Source organism: Bradyrhizobium ottawaense (assembly GCF_002278135.3).
Lineage (GTDB): Bacteria > Pseudomonadota > Alphaproteobacteria > Rhizobiales > Xanthobacteraceae > Bradyrhizobium > Bradyrhizobium ottawaense.
In genome coordinates, this window is record NZ_CP029425.2 from 5,872,645 (window position 1) to 5,893,794 (window position 21,150).

The 21,150-nt window shown below is 63.2% G+C and carries 19 protein-coding genes; 10 read left to right on the top strand and 9 right to left on the bottom strand.

Translation table 11 applies throughout. From position 1 onward, the window contains the following. The first annotated feature begins 11 nt into the window (after positions 1-11). The 3 genes from CIT37_RS27930 (at position 12) to CIT37_RS27940 (ending at position 1,763) form a co-directional block, all read left to right on the top strand. Positions 12-347, top strand: a complete 336-nt coding sequence (locus tag CIT37_RS27930; RefSeq protein WP_028143204.1) for a cupredoxin domain-containing protein — start codon at positions 12-14, stop codon at positions 345-347. Between the two features lie 103 nt (positions 348-450). Then, positions 451-1,002 carry a sigma-70 family RNA polymerase sigma factor gene (locus tag CIT37_RS27935; RefSeq protein ID WP_028143205.1) on the top strand — a complete coding sequence of 184 codons (552 nt, stop codon included), beginning with the start codon at positions 451-453 and terminating at the stop codon, positions 1,000-1,002. Continuing rightward, positions 999-1,763 (top strand): anti-sigma factor family protein, encoded by a 765-nt coding sequence (locus tag CIT37_RS27940; protein WP_095424628.1) that lies wholly within the window; start codon positions 999-1,001, stop codon positions 1,761-1,763. Before CIT37_RS27935 ends, CIT37_RS27940 begins: the two co-directional genes overlap by 4 nt. A gap of 8 nt (positions 1,764-1,771) precedes the next feature. Here the strand turns inward: CIT37_RS27940 and CIT37_RS27945 are convergent, their stop codons facing one another. Further along, entirely contained in the window at positions 1,772-2,044 is a 273-nt protein-coding gene (locus tag CIT37_RS27945) for a hypothetical protein (RefSeq protein ID WP_152036359.1), read from the bottom strand. A gap of 176 nt (positions 2,045-2,220) precedes the next feature. On the opposite strand from CIT37_RS27945, the gene CIT37_RS27950 reads away from it, so the two are divergent. Then, positions 2,221-2,505 (top strand): HigA family addiction module antitoxin, encoded by a 285-nt coding sequence (locus CIT37_RS27950; RefSeq protein WP_095424629.1) that lies wholly within the window; start codon positions 2,221-2,223, stop codon positions 2,503-2,505. A 10-nt stretch (positions 2,506-2,515) separates the two neighbouring features. Here the strand turns inward: CIT37_RS27950 and hpnO are convergent, their stop codons facing one another. Continuing rightward, on the bottom strand, positions 2,516-3,907 hold the full coding sequence (hpnO, locus tag CIT37_RS27955; protein WP_018315705.1) for an aminobacteriohopanetriol synthase HpnO: 1,392 nt from the start codon (positions 3,905-3,907) through the stop codon (positions 2,516-2,518). A 141-nt stretch (positions 3,908-4,048) separates the two neighbouring features. Here hpnO and CIT37_RS27960 point away from each other — a divergent pair, with 141 nt between their 5' ends. Further along, a complete protein-coding gene (locus tag CIT37_RS27960; RefSeq protein ID WP_161966487.1) occupies positions 4,049-4,687 on the top strand; it encodes a DUF2147 domain-containing protein in 639 nt (212 codons plus the stop codon). Here the strand turns inward: CIT37_RS27960 and hpnN are convergent. After that, positions 4,655-7,243 (bottom strand): hopanoid transporter HpnN, encoded by a 2,589-nt coding sequence (gene hpnN / locus CIT37_RS27965; protein ID WP_095424631.1) that lies wholly within the window; start codon positions 7,241-7,243, stop codon positions 4,655-4,657. The genes CIT37_RS27960 and hpnN overlap by 33 nt on opposite strands. 463 nt (positions 7,244-7,706) lie before the next feature. Here hpnN and ispH point away from each other — a divergent pair, with 463 nt between their 5' ends. The 4 genes from ispH (at position 7,707) to CIT37_RS27985 (ending at position 13,013) form a co-directional block, all read left to right on the top strand. Beyond that, complete coding sequence (gene ispH, locus CIT37_RS27970) at positions 7,707-8,633, top strand: 4-hydroxy-3-methylbut-2-enyl diphosphate reductase (protein WP_028143209.1); 927 nt, start codon at positions 7,707-7,709, stop codon at positions 8,631-8,633. Between the two features lie 36 nt (positions 8,634-8,669). After that, positions 8,670-9,830, top strand: coding sequence for an adenosyl-hopene transferase HpnH (gene hpnH, locus CIT37_RS27975; protein WP_095424632.1), 1,161 nt, complete (start codon positions 8,670-8,672; stop codon positions 9,828-9,830). 1,220 nt (positions 9,831-11,050) lie between these two features. Continuing rightward, on the top strand, positions 11,051-12,025 hold the full coding sequence (locus CIT37_RS27980) for an alpha/beta hydrolase family protein (protein ID WP_095424633.1): 975 nt from the start codon (positions 11,051-11,053) through the stop codon (positions 12,023-12,025). 91 nt (positions 12,026-12,116) lie between these two features. Continuing rightward, positions 12,117-13,013: a hypothetical protein gene (locus CIT37_RS27985; RefSeq protein WP_152036360.1), complete on the top strand. Its 897-nt coding sequence runs from the start codon at positions 12,117-12,119 to the stop codon at positions 13,011-13,013. A gap of 967 nt (positions 13,014-13,980) precedes the next feature. Here CIT37_RS27985 and CIT37_RS27990 read toward each other — a convergent pair. From CIT37_RS27990 to CIT37_RS28015, 6 genes are all read right to left on the bottom strand, one after another. Beyond that, positions 13,981-14,730, bottom strand: a complete 750-nt coding sequence (locus CIT37_RS27990; protein ID WP_161966488.1) for a phosphorylase — start codon at positions 14,728-14,730, stop codon at positions 13,981-13,983. Beyond that, on the bottom strand, positions 14,727-16,709 hold the full coding sequence (gene shc, locus CIT37_RS27995) for a squalene--hopene cyclase (protein WP_095424637.1): 1,983 nt from the start codon (positions 16,707-16,709) through the stop codon (positions 14,727-14,729). Before shc ends, CIT37_RS27990 begins: the two co-directional genes overlap by 4 nt. A 51-nt stretch (positions 16,710-16,760) precedes the next feature. Then, entirely contained in the window at positions 16,761-18,029 is a 1,269-nt protein-coding gene (hpnE, locus tag CIT37_RS28000) for a hydroxysqualene dehydroxylase HpnE (RefSeq protein WP_095424638.1), read from the bottom strand. Continuing rightward, positions 18,029-18,868 (bottom strand): presqualene diphosphate synthase HpnD, encoded by an 840-nt coding sequence (gene hpnD / locus CIT37_RS28005; RefSeq protein ID WP_028143217.1) that lies wholly within the window; start codon positions 18,866-18,868, stop codon positions 18,029-18,031. Before hpnD ends, hpnE begins: the two co-directional genes overlap by 1 nt. Beyond that, complete coding sequence (gene hpnC, locus CIT37_RS28010) at positions 18,858-19,742, bottom strand: squalene synthase HpnC (RefSeq protein ID WP_095424639.1); 885 nt, start codon at positions 19,740-19,742, stop codon at positions 18,858-18,860. Before hpnC ends, hpnD begins: the two co-directional genes overlap by 11 nt. 193 nt (positions 19,743-19,935) lie before the next feature. After that, on the bottom strand, positions 19,936-20,169 hold the full coding sequence (locus CIT37_RS28015; protein WP_028143219.1) for a hypothetical protein: 234 nt from the start codon (positions 20,167-20,169) through the stop codon (positions 19,936-19,938). Between the two features lie 460 nt (positions 20,170-20,629). Between CIT37_RS28015 and CIT37_RS28020 the strand changes: the two genes are divergently transcribed. Continuing rightward, positions 20,630-21,127 (top strand): hypothetical protein, encoded by a 498-nt coding sequence (locus CIT37_RS28020; protein ID WP_028143220.1) that lies wholly within the window; start codon positions 20,630-20,632, stop codon positions 21,125-21,127. Positions 21,128-21,150: the final 23 nt, after the last annotated feature.

A 21,150-nucleotide genomic window follows, 5' to 3' on the forward strand; every position in this document is an offset into this window, starting at 1 on the left:
GGAAGCTGACAATGAAGACACTCAACCGCCGCGACTTCGGCGTCGATCTCGGACTTGCTCTGGCCGCGGCCATCCTGCTGCCCGCAACAAAGGCCCGTGCCGACGACATGGACATTCATATCGACAATTTCGTGTTCCAGCCGGCCGAGCTCAAGATCAAGACCGGCACCACCGTGACCTGGACCAACCGGGACGACATTCCGCACACCATCGTGTCGGTCGGCAAGTTCAGGTCCAAGACCCTGGACACCGACGACAAGTTCTCGTTCACCTTCATCAACGCGGGCGACTACAAATATTTTTGTTCGCTGCACCCGCATATGACGGGGATGATCAAGGTTGAGTAACGTCTCCAACCAAGGCATCAACGTCTTGCCCGGCCGGTGGTCCCACGCCGGCCGGGCTCCTGCGTCCCCGGCGACATCAGGCGAAACGGCAAAGCGAGCGGCGATGCCACCGACAAGCGACGATCCAGACAAGGCCCGGCGTTTTCGCGAAGCGGCGCTGCCCCATCTCGACGACGTCTACACGCTCGCGCGCTATCTGCTGCGCGACGCCTCCGATGCGGAAGATGCGGTGCAGGAGTGCTATCTGCGCGCGCTGAAGCACTTCGACAGCTATCGCGGGCCGGCGATGAAGCCATGGCTGTTCGCGATCCTGCGCAACGTCTGCAACGCAGAATACGCCCGTCGTGCGCACAGGCCCAGCGCGTTCGAGGATACGCCCGGCGCCGCCGAGCAGACGCCGATCTGGCAGGAGAGCGAGGCGAGCCCGGAGACCGAAGTGCTGCGCAGCCGCGATGCCGGCGCCATCCGCAAGCTGATCGAGGCGCTCGCCGAACCGTTCAAGGAAACCTTCGTGCTGCGCGAGATCAACAACCTGTCTTATCGTGAAATCGCAGAAGCCGTCGGCGCGCCCATCGGCACCGTGATGTCCCGCCTCGCTCGCGCCCGTGCCCTGCTGCGCGCGGCCTGGACGGCGGAAGAGGAGCAAGCGAAATGACCTGCGACGAAGCAAGGATCATGCTTCACGCGCTGCTGGACGGCGAGCTCGACGCCGGCCATGCGCGCGAGGTCGAAGCCCATATCGCGGGCTGCCCTGGGTGCGCTGCGGAATTGGCCGCACAGCGCGAAATGCAGCGCGTGCTTGCCGACACCGATTTGCGTTACGTCGCGCCCACCAGCCTGCGCAACAAGATCGAGGCCTCGCTGCCGAAGCCGCAGCCCCAGCCGAGCCGCCGCTCCGTGCTGCGCGGCTTTGCGATGGGCTCGGCGGTCTCCGCGCTCGCGGCAACCGGAATCGTCGCCATCGTGCTGCGCCAGGACGACCAGCAGCGCATCCTCTCGGAGGTCGTCTCCGCGCATCTGCGCTCGCTGCAGGCCGGCCACCTCACCGACGTGGTCTCGACCGACCAGCACACCGTCAAGCCGTGGTTCAACGGCAAGCTCGACGTCGCCCCGCCCGTGATCGACCTCACCGCGCAGGGTTTTAGGCTGGTCGGAGGCCGGCTCGACTATATCGACGCCCGCGCCATCGGCGCCGTCGTCTACAAGCGTCGCCAGCACGTGATCAACCTGTTCGTGGCACAGACATCGAGCACCGAGCACCAGCCGCCGAAGACCCAGACCATGCAGGGCTTCAATTGCCGCCGCTGGGGCGAGCGCGGCCTGAACTTCTGGGCCGTCAGCGACATCGGCGCCGACGAGCTCGCCGAGTTCGTCGACAAGTTCGAGGCGGCGATGAAGTCGAATGTGGAGGGATAGATTCGGCCCTACGACACGCCCATGGAATATTCGCTGTGCCGCTCTGCCAGATCAGAGAGACCGCGCAAGGTCGAAGGTGTGAACAGCTTGTGTACCGGGGTTCCGCAGAACGGACAGAAACTGAGAACGATGGCCGATGAGAGGGTGACGTTGGCAACATCACCCTCAATCCTTAGCCGCGCCCGCTGCGTCGACAGGAGATCTTCCCCGCTTTTCGTGACCGCGCGAGATTGAAGGTCAAATCGGAAGCCGCCGGGCTTTCGGGAAATGGCCACTGACATTCCACGCTCGCCTGCGTTCGCGACCAGATTTCCGAAGCCCTGACAACAAAACACCGAGCCGTCTCCAAATCGCCCTGCGCTTACCTATACTTGTTGGCGATCTCGACGATCGCAACTAAGCTTTGGCATTGAGCAAGTGAAATTTGGGCAGCCGATGGCCAAAAAAACTCAAGCCCATGCATCCTGGTGAAGTTCTGCGGGAAGAGTTTCTGATCCTGCTGGACATGTCCGCTGGCGCGCTCGCCAAGACCTGCGGCCTGCCGCGCACGCGAATCGGGCGGATTGCGAGTGAGCAGACTGGAATCACTGCCGACACCGCACTTCGGCTTGCGAAGGCGCTCGGCACGACGGCCGAGCTCTGGCTCAATCTTCAGAACGATTACGACATCCAGATCGCCAGGCGCGATCTCGGTAAGGCGCTCGATCGCATCGAGACAGTTAACAAGCCCAAGGCGGCCTGAGCGATCGACCTTACGCCGACCGTCGCACTGCGTTGTCCACCAACGTCTTGCCGAGCGACCAGATCGCGCCGGGGACCTTGTGGCTGCCGGCGATGACGTCGTCGAACGCCTTCTCGATCCAGCTGCAGTCTTCCTCGGTGATGGTGAGAGGCGGCAGCAGCTTGATGGTGTGGCTGCCGTGGCCGGCGACCTGGGTCAGGATCTTGTGATCCTTGAACAGCGGCACGGTGATGAGCTGGCAGAACAGGCCCTTGTTGGCCGTCTCCAGCACATTCCAGGAGGCGCGCAGACGCAGCGATTTCGGCGGGCCGAACTCGACGCCGATCATCAGGCCCTTGCCGCGCACTTCCTTCATCAGCTCATAGCCGGGCACCATGCGCGTCAGTGCGAGGCGCAGCTCGGCGCCGCGCTTGGCGGCAGACTCGATCAGCTTCTCGGATTCCATCACGTCCAGCGTGGCGATGCCCGCGGCCATCGCGAGGTCGTTCTTGGAGAAGGTGGAGCCGTGCACCACCGCGCGGTCCATCTGGTTGAAGATCTTGTCGAAGATGGCCTTGCGCGTCAGCACCGCGCCAACCGGCACGTGGCCACCCGACAGCGACTTCGACAGCAGCACCATGTCGGGCTCGACGTTCCAGTGCTCGACCGCGAGGAAACGGCCGGTGCGGCCCATGCCGGTCTGGATTTCGTCGGCGACGAACAGCGTGCCGTATTTCTTGCAGAGTGCGGCCGCGCCCGGCAGGAACTCGTCGGTGGGCATGTTGACGCCCTTGCCCTGGATCGGCTCGACCACGAAGGCTGCGACCTCACGCGAGGCAAGCGCCTTTTCCAGCGCGGCCAGATCGTTGAATGGGATCGAGGTGCAGCCGGGCAGCAGCGGCTCGAAGCCGGTGCGGAAATTCGAATCGCCCGTCAGCGACAGCGCGCCATAGGTCAGGCCATGATAGCCGTGGGCGCAGTAGACGATGCCCGGGCGGCCGGTGGCGCCGCGCGCGAACTTGATCGCAGCTTCGACGCATTCGGCGCCGGAATTGGCGAAGAACGCCTTGTCCAGATAGGGGACATATTTCAGCAGCCGCTCGGCGAGCACGCCGGCGAGCACGGAGACGTCGAACTGGACGAGGTTGGGCAGGTCGGCATCGAGCACGCTCTTGAGCGCGTCGCGCATGACCGGGTGATTGCGCCCGATCGCGAACACGCCAAAGCCGGACAGCAAGTCGAGATAGCGCGCGCCGTCGCGATCGTACAGATACTGCCCCTGCCCCTTCTGGAAGCCGACATCGTACCCGATGGTCTTGAGGACCCGAACGAACTGCTCGTTCAGATACCGATTATGCAGGGTGCTGCGCTGGGCCTGACGGTCCGCGAAAAGCTCAGACATGTCTGGATTTGGGCTGTGCATCCGTTACATACTTCGGTTGAGGGCCGTCTCGTCAACTGAAAAGGGACCGTTACTGAAAACGGTCTGTGCGGCCTTTTGCCCTTTTTCGGACCATCTTCGCAAGCACAGCTTTAGCCCATGTTGCACTGCCAAGGAACTATCATGCGTTTAGCCCTTTACACCGGACTAATACTGGCTGGCGGTTACACCTGCCTGACCCCGGCGCTCGCCGCCGATCCCACCGGCGACTGGCGGGTTGCCGACGGCGTCGCCAACATTCGCGTCGCCCAATGCAATGGCAGCATGTGGGGCGCCGTTTCCTGGGAAAAGCAGCCCGGCGGCCGCGACGAGAACAATCCGGATGCCTCGAAAAAGACCAGGCCGACACTGGGCATGGCGACGCTGATCGACATGAAGAAGAAGCCCGGCGCCGATCAGTGGGAAGGGCAGGTCTACAACGCCAAGGACGGCCAGCTCTATAGCGCGACCATCACGCCGGCCGGTGCCGACCAGCTCGAAATCAAGGGCTGCGTAATGGGCTTCCTCTGCGGCGGCGAGACCTGGACGCGAGTCGGACCGCCGATCCCCTCGAGCACCGCCAATGCCATGGCCAAGGGCGCGCCCAAGTCCACCGGCGCGGCACCGAAGGCTCAGGGCACGATGGGCGCGACAGCGGCGCCTGCTCCGGCTGCGGCGGCCCCGAAGAGCGCCACCGCCCCCGCAAAGCCGGGTCAGAAGGGTTCCGCCGACCCGGTCGGCGACATCTGCCTACTCCCTGAGATTGCGGGGTTTGCCCATTAGGGCCGGCTGGAACAGCAACACGGCGGCGAGCGTCGTCACCAGCGAAAGTGCCAATAGCTTGCCCATGCTGGACGTGCCGGGATGGCTCGACAGCCACAGGCTGCCGAACGCGGTCGCCGTCGTCAGTGCGCTGAAAAAGATCGCGCGCGTCAGGCTGGTCTGGAGCAGATTTGTCCTGCCCGAGCGCCAGGCCACGACATAGTAGATCTTGAAGGCGACGCCCACGCCGAGCAGCAGCGGGAACGCGACGATGTTGGCGAAGTTGAGCGGCAGGCCGATCAACACGCAGATCTCGAGCGTCACCGCGCCGGCAACCAGGAGCGGCACCAGCGTCATCAGCACGTCGACGAAGCGGCGCAGCGTGATCCACAGCAAGAGGCCGATCACCAGCAGCGCGTAGATGCCGGCGTGGATGAATGCCTTCACCACGGTGTCGCCGGATTTCAGGATCGAGACCGGCCCGCCGATCGCGGTCGGCTCGGCAACGAGCACCGCCGCCGCAAATCTGCGCAGCGTGTCGTTGTCGTTGGGATCGCCCTTGGGCAGCGCCTCGACGCGGATGATGCCGTCCTTGCTCTTCCAGGCGCTGACGAGATCGGATGGCAGTGAACTCAGGGTGACGGGCCCGGCCTGCATCGCGTTCCTGAGCTGGTCAAACACGACCTTCATCGGCGTGACGAACACGTCCTGCGCCTTGTTGCGCGTGGCCTCGTCGCCATTGGCGAGCTTTTCGAGCGCGTCTGCCAGACGGCGCGAGGCGATCGAGCCCGGCCCCTTCGCATCGCCCGCGGTCCGGCGCAGATTGTCGACCGAGGATTTCAGCGCCTCGACGTTTTCCTTGTCGGTCGGCGCCGCATCGATCTGATCAGGGTTGAGTGCGGGGTTCAGCACCTTGGCGCCCTGCGCGAGCAGCTTCAGCTTCGGCGGCTGATCCTGGGGCACGAAGCTGTTGAGCGACATCACCCGGAGCACCTCGGGGACCTTCTCGAGCTTCGCCTCGACCTGCCTTGCCTGCTCCTCGGACGTGGTCATCACGTTGATGGCATTGGCGCCGGTGTTGGGATCCTTGCGCAGGTCGAGGAAGGTCGCGATCGATTCCGCCCTCGGGTTGCGCAGGTTCATCGGATTGAAGTCGAACTTCATGAAATAGAGCAGCGGCAGCCCGGCGAGCGCCAGCAGCAGCGTGCCGCCCACGACCAGCACGCGGTGCTTCTCCAGAAAGTGATCGAGCGGCGCCAGGAAGGCGTAGCCGACCGGCTCCTTCTCGCCGGGCGGGTTCAGCAGCTTCAGCATGGCCGGCAGAACGGTGATCGAGGAGAGGAACGCCACCAGCATGCCGACGCCGGCGATCTGGCCCAGCTCCGCGATGCCCTTGTAGTCGGTCGGCATGAAGCAAAGGAAGCCAGCCGCAGTCGCCATCGCCGCGAGCGACAGCGGCACCGCCGAGCGCTTCGCCGCCAGCACCAGCGCGCCCGAAAGGTCGTTGTGCTTGAAGCGCTCCGAGCGGTAGCGGACGCTGTACTGGATGCCGAAATCGACGCCGAGGCCGACGAAGAGCACAGCGAACGCGATCGACAGCAGATTGAACGATCCGACCATCATCAGGCCGGCCGCGGTCGTCAGCGCGAGGCCGACGAAGAGATTGACGAACACCGCGAAGATGATCTTCGCCGAATGCAGCGCCAGCCACAGGATCAGCAGCACGACGAGAACCGTGCCGACGCCGTTGACGACGGCGCCTTCCTGAACCGTGGCGTATTCCTCGTTGGCGATCGGGATTGGGCCGGTCAGCCGCACCCGCGCCTGGTATTTGGTCGGAAAATCGAGATCGGCCGCGGCCTTGCGGATCGCGTCGGTGGCATCCTTGCCGGGCTCCAGCGCGTTGTAGTCGAGGATCGGCTTGAACTCGATGAAGGCGCGCTTGTCCGAATCCTTCAGCGGCTCGTCGCTGACGAGCTCGCGCCAGGAGAAGCTCGCATTGCCCTTGTTGAGCACGGTCTCGACCGTCTGCGCGATCAGGTTGAACGGACGCTCGGTGTTGTCGAGCTTGATCTGGCCGCGCTTGACGCCGGCAAGTCCCGTCTCCAGCGCGCCGGTCAGGCCGCGGATCGAGGGATCGCCAGCCATGATCTCGATCAGGGGCGCTGCAGATTCGAATTGGCTGGTGATCTTGCCGACCTCTTCGGTCGGCAGGAACAACAGTCCGTTCTTTTCGAAGAACTCGCCGCTGCCGAGTTGCTGCAGAGACTGGAAGTTGGTCTTGTCGTCCTTCAGCCTGGCATAGAGCGCGTCGGCCGCTGCGCTCGTCATCTCCGGGGTCCGGGCCTCGACCACAGCGAGGATCGTTTCGTTTTGATCGAACGCCTTGTCGAACTGCTGGTCACGCTTGCGCCAGTCGAGATTCTGGGAAATCAGCGAATTGATGTCGGTGTTGATGGCGAAGTGGCGCGCAGCGTAATAGCCCGCTCCCACCGACAGCAGGAGCCCGAGAACGACGACGAGGGAGGCAAACCGGGTGCAGGCCCTGACGATGGCAACGACTACGCTTTGCAGCACTTCTTTTCTTTCTGCGGTTAACAGCTTTGCCGGAAACGCCCGCTGTTTATCGGAGTTCCCGGGCGAAACCTATTGCTGTTTTGAGAGGCTCTCGCCGCCAGAAGGTTCGAGGTAAACGGCGGAAGACCGTGGCAAAATCATGCGGGGCGGTCGGTATAGCCGGGGAGTTGAGGCGGGAACGTGACAAGGGCTGGTCACTGATGTCGCTGGCTTGCATACACCCTCATCTCTACTATAATACCGTAAAATTGGCCTAGCGGGGAACCCGGGGCCATTCGGACTTTCCTTATCGCCGATTTTTTGACACAAAGTATTGCGCCTCCATGCGCCGGAGCCCCGACGGGGGTGGGTGGCTACCGCGTGCGCGGACCGATGGTGCGGATATTGCAACGCATTGGTCAGTATCGGGGTGCCGCCGGGAACTTGCGAAACGGATTGGTGCAACTTGCGTGATGGACGTCCAATGGAAGTTTATCTGGCGCAGCCGCGCGGCTTCTGCGCGGGCGTGGTGCGTGCGATCGAGATCGTGGAACGGGCGCTGGAGAAGTATGGCCCGCCCGTCTACGTGCGCCATGAGATCGTGCACAACAAATACGTCGTCGAGAGCCTGAAGAACAAAGGAGCCATCTTCGTCGAGGAGCTGTCCGAGGTCCCGCCGAAGGCGGTGACGGTCTTCAGCGCTCACGGCGTCGCCCGCAGCGTCGAGGAAGAGGCCGCCGCGCGCGACCTTCCCGTGCTCAATGCCACCTGCCCGCTGGTCACGAAAGTTCACAATCAGGGGAAGCGCTACATCACCAGGGGCCGCACACTTATCCTTATCGGCCATGCCGGCCACCCCGAGGTCGAGGGCACGATGGGCCAGGTTCCCGCCCCCGTGCTGCTTGTTCAAAGCGTTCAAGAGGTTACGGCATTGACGCTGCCGGCGGATACGCCAGTGGCCTACATCACCCAGACCACCCTGTCGGTCGACGACACCAAGGATATCATCGCGGCCCTTCAGACCCGCTTTACAGATATTCAAGGTCCGGATATCCGGGATATCTGCTATGCGACACAGAACCGCCAATCTGCGGTAAGGGACTTGAGCAAGCTGGTCGACGTGATCTTGGTGGTGGGCGCTGCCAATAGCTCGAATTCGAACCGGCTTCGCGAAATCGGCACCGAAGCCGGCGTCGCGAGTTATTTGATTGCCGACGGCAGCGAGCTCAATCCGGAGTGGTTGAAGAATGCCAGGACCGTCGGCATCACGGCCGGCGCTTCGGCGCCTGAGGTACTCGTGGATGACGTGATCGAAGCGATGCGGCGAATCGGACCGGTCAAGGTCCAGGTACTGCCGGGCCGCGAGGAAAACATCGAATTCCGGCTTCCGGCCCAACTGGCTGCGAGCTGACCCACCCGAATTCCAAGCCCAGAAAGAAACTTTGTAATGGCTATCCCCTTCTTCAAGGAAATGCGTATCGGCGGCTATCTGCTCAAGCAGAAAATGCTTGGCCGCAAACGCTATCCGCTCGTGCTGATGCTGGAGCCGCTGTTCCGCTGCAACCTCGCCTGCGTCGGCTGCGGCAAGATCGATTATCCGGATGCGATCCTCAACCGCCGCATGACCGCGCAGGAGTGCTGGGACGCGGCCGACGAGTGCGGCGCGCCGATGGTCGCCATTCCCGGCGGCGAGCCGCTGATCCACAAGGAGATCGGCGAGATCGTGCGCGGCCTCGTTGAGCGCAAGAAGTTCGTCTCGCTCTGCACCAACGCGCTGCTGCTTGAGAAGAAGCTCGACCTGTTCGAGCCCTCCCCTTACCTGTTCTTCTCCGTGCATCTCGACGGCCTGAAGGACCACCACGACAAGGCGGTGTCGCAGAAGGGCGTGTTCGACCGCGCCGTGTCCGCGATCAAGGCCGCCAAGGCGCGCGGCTTCACCGTCAACGTCAACGCCACCATCTTCGACGGCCATCCGGCCGAGGAGATCGCGAAGTTCCTCGACCTCACCGTCGAGCTCGGTGTCGGCGTCTCGATGTCGCCGGGCTACGCCTATGAGCGCGCGCCGGACCAGGAGCACTTCCTCAACCGCACCAAGACCAAGAAGCTGTTCCGCGACGTCTTTGCGATGGGCAAGGGCAAGAAGTGGAACTTCATGCATTCCGGCCTGTTCCTGGACTTCCTCGCCGGCAACCAGGAATACGAGTGCACGCCGTGGGGCATGCCCGCGCGCAACATCTTCGGCTGGCAGAAGCCCTGCTATCTGCTCGGTGAAGGCTACGCAAAAACCTTCAAGGAGCTGATGGACACCACCGACTGGGAAACCTACGGCACCGGCAAGTACGAGAAGTGCGCCGACTGTATGGCCCATTGCGGCTACGAGCCGACGGCGGCCACCGCAGCCCTCAACAACCCGCTGAAGGCGATGTGGGTGTCGCTGCGCGGCATCAGGACCTCCGGTCCGATGGCGCCGGAGATCGACATGAGCAAGCAGCGCCCGGCGCAGTACATCTTCTCGGCGGAAGTGCAGAAGCGCCTGTCGGAGATCCGCAAGGACGAGGCCGACGCTGCACAGGCCAAGGCGGCGCAGAAGGCTTCGACCGCGGCGTAAGCGGGACAATCAACTCTCACCACGAAGGCCCGGCCGCGATCGCGACCGGGCCTTCTCTTTTGTGGGTCGTTGTGCCGGCGGTCCGTGTCCCGGACGCACTGCAGCGCTCTTTGCGCTGCTGCGCAGAGCCGGGACCCAGCAGCCGCGTGCCGTGTCGATGCATGGGCCCCGGCTCTGCAGCGCATCGTCGAAGGGACGCTGCGCTGCGTCCGGGGCACGAGAGGAGATCGAGTCATTCTCCCTCGCCGTCATTGCGAGCGCAGCGAAGCAATCCAGAATCTTTCCGCGGAGACAGCCTGGATTGCTTCGCTGCGCTCGCAATGACGGAGTGTGCGGCAGCAGCTTGCTCTTGCCGTTCGCGCTCTCCATCGCAGACACACCTTCGCATTCCCGCGGCTTCTTTCGCCCGAGTTTTGCTGATCGTCGCCGCCCTCAACTGGACCAGAGGGCGCAGGGAAGGCCGGGCGCCGGCGGCACCCGCGGTCCGCGTGCATGGAAAACGCACACGGGGTGGACTACAGGTGTTGCCGGTCGCCCGGCCTTCCCTGCGCGGATGGTTTTAACGGTGTCCTTCGTGCTCTCCCCGGGGAGCGTTGCACTATTGCCCCCGTCACCTTGCAGCTGATCGATGTGCGCACCGGTTGGCCGCCACATCACCGCAAGCCTTGACGCCAGAACCCCGGGCGTCAGGACCACACGACTTCTCCGTCCGCGGACGGCCCTGCCTCAGTATCCGGGGCTCCATGTGCGTGCCCCCGACCATCAACAAGACCGCTGTGACCGCGCCGTGTCGTACCGCGTCGCGCATGACTCAACGGTCTCCCGCCCCTGTCATCGCCTTCCGCGCCGGCGCTACCGCGTCCACCGCACCCCGGCCCGCATCTCGTGACGATCGCGAAGCGCCCCTCTGGGAGGGCCGGGATGACCGCTAGATGCAACAAATCCGAAATTCTGGAAAGTGGAATACTTTTACGGGAAGGGATTGACGGGTGCTGGGGTGTTTTGCCCGACGGGTCATTTCGACCCGCCGCTTGCCGCGCCACTCGCCGCCATTCCACGCGCAGCACGAACCCAGCATCCATCGCGCGTGCCCTGCGGCCCTCCCGGATTCCGTCAGCAACTCGAAAAAACATCCCCCGACATCAATCGATAGGTTTCGCTTCGCTCTACCTATCCTCCCATCTAAGATCGCAGCAGGTTTCAATCCTGGAGTCCTGGCCTTGCGCGTCTTGTTTCTCATGCTGGCACTGCTGGTCGCAGGCCCATCCGCGAAATCCGATGCTCAGCCATTTCACGCAGGCGTCACGCGCATCACGGTGCAGGACACTATCCCCTTTGACGCATTGGTTGCGTATCCGACCGACGTGGCCGAACCTCCCTTTCAGGATGGCCCCCACATTGTTGCCGCTGGTCGTGACGCGCCGATAGCGGCCGGAGCACGTTTTCCGATCGTGCTTTTTTCGCACGGCGGAGGAGGAACGATCAAAGCGGGAGGCACTCCCCTGCCCTATGCCGATCTTTTGACGTCGTTGGCGCGAGAAGGTTTTGTCGTGGTCGCGCCGTTTCACCCGGGATCCAAGCGTCCTCGCGAGGCGCTCGAAGATCGACCACGCCAGATCCACAAGGCGCTCGATGCCATGTTGGCCGATCCCCGCTTCGCGACGCATGCCGATCCAACTCGCCTTGGCATGATGGGATTCTCTTACGGCGGCGCTGTCACACTGATCGTTGCGGGCGCAGCTCCCAGCCTGGCTCACTTGGCGACCTACTGCCGAGACCGCACAGACGACCCGTTGGCCTGCGACGGCGTCCCGACTGACGGCTCCCTGGCCAACGCCGTCGGCAGGAGATCGCCGGATGCGCTCGCCGTGAAAGCACTCGTGCTGTTGGAGCCGTGGGGCTCCTTGTTCGATCGGGACGGGTTAGCGTCGCTGGAAATGCCGACGTTGCTCTATCGTGCGGAGAGCAGTGCTCTCAAGGCTGACGGCAATATCCTCGCTCTTGCGGCGGGATTGCCTCGTCCGCCGCGGCAAGAGACCATACCGGGCGGCCATTTCATATTTTTCGGACCATGCCCTCCCGCGCTGGAAGCTGAGGCGCCCGCCGTCTGCAAGGATGCTCCCGGCGTCGACCGGGCAGCGGTCCACCGACGGATCAAGGTTGAGATCGGGGACTTCCTGCACCGGAATCTGTAGCTGGACAGGTCGAGCTTTTGGCGAAACCCACCCTCACCAATCGATGGGTTTCGCCGCAGCGAAACCCATCCTACGAGCCAAGAGTTTGCCGATGTTAGTAGCCGCCTATGAATTTGCTAAGGAGCGCTTGCCGGCGTCGCGCTTTCGAAGCGCAGCAAGAGCATTTTTCGCGATCTTGCCGGGGCCAATTGGAGGGGTCATTAACGCTCAATCGAATGCTCAGCCCCTTCCCGTCGGTCATGTGCAGGGAATAGGACATATCCTGACTTGCTCAGTTAGGCGGCGACAAGCTCAAACTGGTCGGGATATCGTCATGCGAGCAATAGCCGCCGCGCTGATCTCGTTTTCATTGCTTGCGTGCGGCATATCGCCTTGCGCCGCTCAGGAGGAGCAGAGCTTTCCCCATTTCATTTGGCAGGGAGATAAATCAACCGGGCTGGAAATCGCGGTGTCCAACGGCGAACCAACCCTTAATTTCTTTGATGTCGGCAACCTTTCGATGAACAGTCTCTATCTCGTTCAACAGGTTCTAGGTGACATCTCGCGAGCCGCCGGAAAGAAGGTCGATCGGAGCCTGGCGAGCGCTTCGATCGCAGTTTTTCATGGCACGAACGTATTCCTTCGCTTGAAGACTGACAGAGCCGCCTTCACGACCATGGGAATCCCGGAGGACGTTATTGATGATCTCAAGGGGCGAATTACTGATGACGCAAGGTGCCTCTCAAATGCTCGAACGGACGCCAAGGGCAATGTCATCTTCACTGTGATTCTCTTGTCCGAGAAATTCCATGATTGCCTGATCGGCGGGTTGTATTACTCATTTGGCGTCCGTGCGTCGAACGTCAGTATTGCGACGCTCCTTAGCGTTTGCATTCTATACGAGGGACGAAATCGCGGTCTTCGCGATCGCCAAAGTCTTTCCCGGGAAGCCCCGAAACTTCGCGATCTGTGCCTGGCCAAGGCTGAAGCGCACAGCCCGGATGGGTAGAGCGAAGCGAAGCGCATCCCACTTGTGTCGAGTTTCGCGAACCCGACATTTCTACTAATCGTCTCTGCTATGGTTTCGAGCCTCTCGTCGGGTGAGGCGCGCATCCGGGCAATCAATAGTCCCACGCGTGGAGACCTCGCGATAGATGAGCAGCCCAGCCCAAAGTTTCCGTTCACCCCACAGACTACTAAGGGCGGTTAGCAGTAGCAAAGTCAGTGTGTGCACCACGATCGTCGTGAGCAAGCGCTGCTGAACGAACACCCTGGTTTGCTCATCCCTGGGAAACATCTCCCAAGTCATGCGCTCCCAAAGGCCAACTCGGCGCGACGGTTTAAGACCTCGCATCCAAAGAGAGAGATGTGTGATCGCCAAAGTAATGAAGCAAGGAGATCAGCATGGTCCAGCCAGTCCGCGTCATTTGGCAAGCCTCTCCTGAAGCAATTGGCTGGGCGGCCTTCCCGAAGGACCCGCCCCACTCATCGAGATGCAAGCGGGGCACTCTCGAATAACCCGTCAGTCTCGTCGATGCTTATCCAAACACACTCGAAAACTCTGTGCAGGCTGAGAGCACGTGCCGACGGTTCAACCCGACATTTCCTGAACCGAGCGGTCCGCTGAACTTCACAAGGAGACGCTCCGGATGCTTTGGATTCGGTCTGGCATCCGTCGTCCATGACAAACGCCCAATTCTGGTCTTGATGGCTTCTTGACGTTCACAGGCTAGCGCAATCGAAGTGAACAGCGCACGCACGTCTTCGATGGACATATCCATTGCCGACGACTCTCCCAGATTGCACCAGAGCCGAAATCCTGGACCGAGAAACTCGACGTAAAAGCCATAGCCAGGGCCGACAAGTGAAATTCGCTGTTCTTTCATACGCGCTCTATGGGTCCATAGATTACGGCAAAACAAAAGGCCCGGTCACTCGACCGGGCCTTTTCATTATTCTCGGCTGGAAGCCCCCGCTCAGGCCGCCTTCGACACCATTACCTCGCTCTCGATCAGCTCCGTGCCGATCAGATAATCCCGGCAGCCCCGCAGGCTCCGCAGCGCGCGGTTGAAGTCGATGCCTGTCGAGACCAGCGCATGCAGGGTCGCCGGATTGCGCACGATGCCGCGCAGCACGGCGGCGAGGTCGATCTGGCCGTTCGGCTTGATCGCGGCACGGGCGAGCGCCGGCAGCGCGCGGTGGGCGGGGTCGCTGATGACGCGAACCGCGGCAAAGGGCAGCCCGGCTTCAGCGGCGTAGGCGGCCGCGATGTGGCTTTCCATGTCGACGGCAGAAGCCCCGGTCTCGGAATGCAGCGCCGCCTTGCAGGCGCGCTTGGTGACCACTTCCTCGGCACCGGCGAGGCTGCCACGCACCACGCGGCGGCGGCCCGAGGTCAGGCGGTCGATCAAATCGTCGCCGAGCGAGAGCCCTGCGGCCCAACGGGTGTCGCCGTCGAGCACCTCGGTCGCCAGCACGACGTCGCCGGAGCGCAGGCTCGGGTCGAGCCCGCCGGCCACGCCGAACGAGATCACGCCGCGAATCGTCTCTGGATCCACCACCGTCAGCAGCGCCCGCAACTGGGTCGGGCTGCTGGATGAACAAATAACGGCCATTCCCGGCCCGGCTGCGATGCGGGCCTCCTGAACCAGTCCGGTCACGATCAGTATCGGCCGCGGGTCGATGGCATTACCCACGGTAAAATAGTCCCCCGTCCCCAAAGTCACATTCCGACCCCTACCACCCTGCTGTTGGTGTTCCGCAAGTTCCGATACCGCGCCAGTGCCCACAACGGAAAGAACTTTGGGTAACCATGATACCGCAGATAGAACACGCGGGGGAAGCCTGTGGCGGTGTACCGCTGCTCGTCCCACAGTCCTTTTTTGTTCTGTGTTGCAATCAGGTACTCCACCCCGCGGGCGACGGCCGGGTGATCAACCTCGCCTGCCGCCATCAGGGCAAGCAAGGCCCATGCCGTTTGCGAGGCGGTCGAGGGGGCGGCCTCCCATCCCCGGTAGTCCAGCCGGTAGCTGACGGCGTCCTCGCCCCAGCCGCCGTCCTCGTTCTGGATCGAGGCCAGCCAGCCGGCGGCCTTCCGAATCATGGGGTCCTTGCGGTCGACCCCGGCCATGTTGAGGGCGCAGAGCACCGACCAGGTTCCATAGATGAAGTTCATGCCCCAGCGGCCGTACCAGGAGCCCTCGGGGTGCTGGGTCTTCCGCAAATAGGCGACCCCGTCAGCCACGTGCTTGCTGGTCTTCTCGGTCTCGCCGAGCTGGGCCAGCATCGAGATGCAGCGCGCCGTGACGTCCTCGGTCGGCGGGTCGAGCAGCGCGCCATGGTCCGAGAACGGGATGTTGTTGAGATAGTATTCGAGATTGTTGACGTCGAAGGCAGCCCAGCCGCCATCGTCGCTCTGCATGCCCTCGATCCACTCCCGGCCGCGATCGATCGCGGCGTCGTAGCCGGTCGCACCGTGCTCCCGGCGCATGCGGTCCATCGACATCACCACCACGGCGGTGTCGTCGAGATCGGGGTAATGCGCGTTGTTGTACTGGAAGGCCCAGCCGCCCGGACGCACGTCGGGCCGCTTCACCCCCCAGTCGCCCTTCACCTCGAGCTCCTGCTTCGGGATCAGCCAGTCGAGGCCCTGCTTGGCCGCCGGCACCGCCTTGTCGCCGCCAGCTTCCAGCAGCGCATGCGCCGTCAGCGTCGTGTCCCACACCGGCGAGACGCAGGGCTGGCAATAGGCTTCGTCGTCTTTGATCACGAGCAGCTTGTCGATGCCCCGGCGTGTGATCGCGCGCGGCGGGAAGTTCTCGTCCTTGCCGAGCGCGTCGTACATCATGACGATGTTGGCCATGGGCGGGTAGATCGCGCCCATGCCGTCCTCGCCGTTGAGCCGCTCCTCGGTGAAGGCGAGCGCCGCATCGATGGCGCGCTTGCGCAAGGCCTTCGGGAACATCGGCTCGATTACGCGCAGAATCGCGTCGAGCGAGCGAAACAGCACGAACCAGGCCATGCTCTGGTGCGGCGCCTTCGCGGTCATGCCGATCGAGCGCGGATCCTGCAGGAAGAGCTCGTCGATGCCGACGCCCTTCGGGTTCTTCGCGCGCGGCTTCAGCGCTGCGAGCACCATCAACGGCACCATGGTGGTGCGCGCCCAGTATGAGATCTTGTTGAGGTGGAACGGCGACCAGAACGGCAGCAGCACGATCTCGATCGGCAGCACCGGCACCGCGCGCCAACTCACCACGCCGTACATCGCAAGCAGGAAGCGCGTGAAGACGTTGCTGTTGACGGCGCCGCCGCGCGCGTGGATCGCCTCGCGCGCGCGCACCATGTGCGGGGCGTCGACGGAATCGCCGATCATCTTCAGCGCGAAATAGGCCTTCACGCTGGCGCTCATGTCGAACTCGCCGTCATGCACCAGCGGCCAGCCGCCATGGGCGCCCTGAATGCGGCGCAGGTAATTGGCGATCTTGGCTTCGAGCACGGCATCGACCGGCTCGGCGAGATAGTGGCGCAACAGGACGTATTCGGCCGGAATCGTGCAGTCGGCCTCGAGCTCGAACACCCAATGGCCGTCCGCCTGCTGGAAGTCGAGGACGCCCTGCGTCGCCGATGCAATGCTCGATTCCAGGATGCCCGATTGCAAGATGCCCGATTGAGGGGCTTCGCGGCTGGTCGCGTTCACGGAATCCATCTCGCTCGATTGCTCCGATAGTCGATTGAAATTGGCCGGGACGTCTGCCCGTCAGGGCCGCTTTGCGGCGAGAACCAGATCGGCGGCGCGATCACCGGACCGGACCGATCCCTCGATGGTTGCAGGCAATCCCGTAGCAGTCCAATCCCCCGCAAGGAACAGGTTTTTCAGCGCAGTGACCGGCCCCGGACGCAGGGCATTCTGCGCCGGCGTCGCCGCAAATGTGGCACGGCGCTCGCGCACGATCTGCCAAGGGGGCAATTGAGTGGACAGCTCGCCGGAAACGCCGCCGGCCTTGCAGACGTCGTTCCAGATCGTCTGCGCGAGTTCCTCACGCGGCATATCGACCAGACGGTCGCTGTTGCTGATGGTCACCGAGAACCGGTTCGGGAACGCGAACAGCCACTCCACGACGCCGCCGATCACGCCGAGGATGGGCGCCGAAGCCGGCGGCGGTGTGATCCGGAAATGCGCATTCACGATGGCGCGATATTCGGTCGGCGTCTTCACGCCCGGCAGCAGGTTCGCAGCAGCACGCGGCGGAACCGCCATCACGACGACATCGCCCTCCCCGATCTGAACGACATCCTCGCCGCCGAAATTCAGCGCACTGGCCTTGCCGTCAGTGCTCGTGAAGGACCGCAGCTCATGGCCGAGTTGAACGGTATGGCCACGGTCCTGCAGGAACTTCACGGCCGGCTCGATCAGAACGGCGCTGAGGCCGTCGCGCGCGATGAGGGGACGGCAGGCCTGTCCGCCGGCAAGCAGCGTCTCGCGCACGATGGCGCCGGCAAGCCCGGCCGAGCCCTCGGGCGGATCGACGTTGAGCGCCGCGAGCAGCAGCGGCTGCACCAGACGCTGATAGAGCACGCCTTCGCAAGGAATCGATTTGCCGACCAATGTGTCTTCCGACGCCCAGATCAGCGGCGCCAGCTTCAGATAATCGGTGAGGCCGGTGTCGGGCACGCGGCGGCCTTCGTCGAGCACCCAGGTCGGCAGACGACCATTGCCGAGATCGATCTGCCAGCGCTGCCCGGTCTTGATGTCGACGAAGGGAAACTGCGCACTGTCAGGGCCGACGAGGCCGGCCTCGCTGCCGATCGAACGCGCATAGGCGCGCGCATGGCTGTTGCCCGACAGCAGCAGATGATTGCCGTTGTCGATGGTGAGATTGGTGGCGCCGTCGAAATAGGAACGGCAACGGCCGCCGGCCTGCTGCGTCGCCTCGTGCACGGCGACCTTGAAGCCGGCATTGGCGAGCCGCACGGCGGCGGAGAGGCCGGAAATTCCGGCACCGATGATATGAGCTGTCTTTTGCATCAGATGAAAGCGTAGCGAAGCAGGATCAGGATACGTGTGACCTTCGACACACGCACCGGCTGGCGCGGCGCGTTGAAGCCGCGCGCAATCAGCAGATCCAGAATGGAATGATAGTATTTCGACATGATCCGCGGCGCGCGCACCGTGCGGCGCTTGTTGCGGTTCATGATCTCGTCCGACTTCTCGAAATGCGCCTTCGCACGCTGCGTCAGCGGCAGGCAGACCTTCGGCAGCGCGCGCTCGGCGATCACGCGGTTCGGATCGTCGGAGGTGATGCCGGCATGCAGCAGCGCCTCGCGCGGCAGATAGAGCCGGCCGAGGCCAGCGTCCTCGTCGATGTCGCGCAGGATATTGGTGAGCTGAAGCGCGCGGCCCAGATGATAGGCGAGCTGGATGCCGTCTTCCTCGGGCAGGCCGAACACCCGCACCGACAGCCGTCCGACGGCGCTGGCGACGCGATCGCAATACAGATCCAGCGTCGCCATGTCGGGCGCGCGGATGTCCTGCGGGACGTCCATCTCCATGCCGTCGACGATGGCGAGGAAATCCTCGCGCTTGAGGCCGAAGGTCTTCACCGAGCCGACGTAGTCCTTCAGCCGCGGCGGCGGATTGCCCTGATAGAGCGCGTCGATGTCGTTGCGCCATTCCTGAAGCGCGGCGAGCCGCTCCGTGCGCGGACCGTCGGAATCGGCGATGTCGTCGACCTGGCGGCAGAAGCTGTAGATCTGGAACATCGCTTCGCGCTGGTCATGCGGCAGGATGCGCATCGCGGCGTAGAACGAGCTGCCGGATGCGGTCGAGCCATAATTGGCGCCGGGCGAGGTCGCCTCAAGCGTCATGTGCAGTCCCCGGTCTGGAAATGGCCTTGCGTCCAATTGCGCGGCGGCCGACCTCGCCGATCATTCCGGCAAGGCTGAAGATGAGCAGTTCGAATTTGTTCAGGTGCACCCGCTCGCGCAGGGGATCGCGCACCTTCAAGAGGCGCACGATACGGTCGGCATAGGCCTGGATCACCGCGACGTCGACGCCGAGGCGGAAATCCCGGATCTCCGCAGCGAGCGCCCTGCCCTCGTCGAGCAGCACTTCATTGCGCACGGCCAGCGCCTGCAGGCAGGCCAGCATCGCCGGCGGCGACTGCGAAAGCCCGAGCTGCTCGACCGAAGCACCGTGTGCTGCCAGTGCATCGCGCGGCAGATAGACGCGGTTGAGCTCGCGAAAATCCTTGCCGCAATCCTGCAGGTGATTGTTGATCTGCAAGCCTGCACAGAGCGCATCCGATGCGGCCCAGGTCGAGGTGCTCTCGCCGTGGACATCGAGCATGAAGCGGCCGACCGGCATCGCCGAGTAACGGCAATAGTGGATGACCTCGTCCCAGTTCTCGTAGCGAAGCTTGGTCACGTCCATGCGGAAGGCGATGAGCACGTCGAGCGCATGGCGCGGCGCCATGCCGCGCTCGGCCAGTGCACGGCGCAAAATGACGGCCTCAGCCTGGGTGTCGCCCTTGCCGAGCAGTTCCGCCTCGAGCAGGTCGAGATAAGCGAGCTTCTGATCGGGCGGCAGGGTCGCGTGATCGGCAATGTCGTCGGCGGTGCGGACGAAATTGTAATACGCCAGGATCAGGGCGCGATGACGCGGATGAATGATCCAGGACGCGACGGGAAAATTCTCGTCGCGGTCACCTTTACCGGATCGCAATTCGCTCGCAGAGGTCATCGAGGGCTGGTTTACAATCGTTTGGACAGGAAGGGCTTCTTCGCTCGCGCGGGCTCATGCCGGCGATCCGCCGCGGCCCCCATATAGGGGAATACGGCCGCAAAACCAATCCTGTCTCTCGATGGCTGCCCTTCCGCGGATCGGGCCCGAAAAGGCGGCCCGGAGGCCGCCTTTTGTGGGCCAGTGGCCGAGCTTACTGGTTGTGGGTCTTCAGAACCTGGTCGCAGGCCTGCGAGATCTTGGCCCGGTTCTCCTTGAGGCAGGCCAGGATGGTGAAATCGCCCTGGTCGATGACCGGGCGGCAGAACTTCTGCACGTCGCGCGTGCAGGCCTTCTGCTCGGCGTCCGTGCCGCGCCCTGCCTGGGCAAAGGCCGCCGTCGAAAGGGATGCCGACAGCAGGGTGAGAGCGACGAGAAGCTTACGCATTGTATTCCTTCATTCTGACGGCAGAATCGCACCGGACCCGGACTGCACAGGGCGGAGGACCGGAACGGATTGTTCTGGTGGCAAGTCGCCGCGACAGGTGCGGCCTCAGAGAAGGCACAAGCACTGGCAAATGCGGCCAAATTGGCGCCACGCCCACCAAATCAGGTCTTCCCTGCGCCTTCATTGGCAGATGTAAGAGATTGATACTACGTCATAATTCGGAAGCACTGCGTTTTACTGCATACCTGTTGCAGAGCTGCATCTGTCCGCCCCGCCTTTCCCGCCGGAAACACGCAGAAACAGGGCAAATCGACCGGTCCGGGTCTGGCGAGAGGCGTCGTGAGCCGCCATCTCTGGCGGCCGGGCTTTGAACCTGACACTGGCTCGGAGCACTAAACTTTCGATGTGGCGAGACGTTATCACGCGTAAGCGGGCGTCGTTCCAAAACGGGATATTTGAGATGAAATTCTTTGGGCGATCTGGACTGGCAATCAAAGCGGCCGGCATCGGGGCGGCGCTGCTCTTCTCGGTTTCGGCAGGCCACGCTCAGTCGTCCGGCCCGTTTGCCGGTTTCGACGGCGCGTGGACCGGCACCGGCACGGTGTCGCTGTCCGACGGCTCCACCGAGCGGATTCGCTGCAAGGCCGACTACAAGGTCGCCGGCAGCGGCCTCAATTTGAAGCAGGCTCTGCACTGCGCCTCCGACAGCTACAAGTTCGACCTCACCAGCGACGTGACGAGCCAGGGCGAGCGCATCTCCGGAAATTGGAGCGAGTCCAGCCGCAACATCTTCGGCAATCTCCAGGGCACCGCCGGCGGTGGCCAGATCGACGTGTTCGTCGAGGCCAACGGCTTTGCCGCAAATCTGTCGCTGCGCACCAACGGCACCAAGCAGACGGTGCAGATCAGCTCCAAGGGCGAGATCCGCGGCGTCAACATCACGATGACGAAGGGCTGATTTCGTTCAGCTTGAATGGAATC